Origin of the sequence: Campylobacter concisus, assembly GCF_902460875.1 — a bacterium.
Taxonomy (GTDB): domain Bacteria; phylum Campylobacterota; class Campylobacteria; order Campylobacterales; family Campylobacteraceae; genus Campylobacter_A; species Campylobacter_A concisus_AA.
This window is the reverse complement of record NZ_CABPVR010000024.1, coordinates 2,584-3,827: the sequence shown is the minus strand read 5'-3', so window position 1 is coordinate 3,827 and position 1,244 is coordinate 2,584. Positions and strand designations below refer to the sequence as shown.

Sequence of the window (1,244 nt, the reverse complement as noted above, 5' to 3'; positions counted from 1 at the left end):
CATTTATCTCGGGCTTATTTTTATTTTTATTATATTCTTCTAATGCACGCAATGCGTCATCTTTTTGCTTTAGCATATATTTTGCCTTAGCAAACATGATCCAAGACTCCTCAATGCTACTATCTAAATTATTTGCCGATAGTGCCCATTTTATAGTGTCGCTATATCTTTTGTCTTGATAGCATTTTCTTGCTATTTTAAGGGCAATTTCTGGATTTTTATTTTTATTAAAATCTTCTTTTAGCATAGAAATTTCATTGTTTTCACTTGAAATTTGAATATCAATTTTTGGCTTTGTCTTTGGTTCTAGTTCTATTATCTCTTCATTTGGTAGAGGCTGTTCATTTTGTATATTTTCATTTTCAGTTGGTAAATTTAGCTTTAGCCAACCGCCACCACTTCTTTGTTTTTTATCTGATGCCTGCTCTTTATTATCTTCATTTAGCTTTATAGATTGTTCTAGCTTTTTAGCTATTTTCTCAGCAAGCTCATCTTGTTTTTTATCTGATTCAAACCTCTCTTTTGCTTGCTCGCTTTTTTGTTTGCCATCTTCTAAAATATTTTTGCTGACATTAGTTTCAGCAAAGGTTATATTTTTTTCTTTTATATCTGTTTGTATTGTCAAATTTTTCTCAACTAAAGCTGGAGTACTAGTTGTCTCTTTTTTGTTTTTAGCATTTGAGAAAAATAAAAAAGCACCAAAGATAAAAGCAATTAGCAAGATTGTAATTATTAAAAGACCTAGCTTTTTATGTGATAACAATTTTAAAAGGCTATTTTTATTCTTTTTTTCGTAATCTTCATAAAGCTTTTCTAGCCTTTGAATTTCTTGTAATTCAAGCATGAATTATTCCTGTATCAAGTGCAGACATTATCAAAATTTTAATATTTGCGTCCTCGCTACTTAATTTTGATGGCTGATTTTGTTCGTAATATTCACAAATTTCATAAAATTTATACATAATTTTATTTAGTGTGCGTAAATTTCCGCAACAAAGCTCATAGGCCTTGTCATAGTCTTTTTTCTGAAAATTTAGGTATTTATCATAGCCTTTTTGTCCTATTTTTCTTTGCAAATAGACTATGATTTCATTCGTGTTTGCACTTCCAAGCTCTATACTTTCCCAAATTCTAGTTTGAAAATAGTCTTTTGCTAACACATCTTCATTTTCAGTTTTATGAATCGTAAATAGAAATTTAAATAATCTTGAATCGGCCATCAGCCTTATTTTTTCGATCAATTC

1 protein-coding gene and 1 pseudogene are annotated in these 1,244 nt (G+C 29.3%); both read right to left on the bottom strand.

Translation table 11 applies throughout. The annotated features are described in order from the left end of the window. The coding region (locus tag F3H01_RS09085) for a transformation system protein (RefSeq protein ID WP_149725563.1) at nt 1-844 on the bottom strand (844 nt) is incomplete at its 3' end. Beyond that, nucleotides 837-1,244, bottom strand: a pseudogene (locus tag F3H01_RS09540) (ATP-binding protein); the annotation flags it as partial. The pseudogene F3H01_RS09540 and the gene F3H01_RS09085, both read right to left, overlap by 8 nt.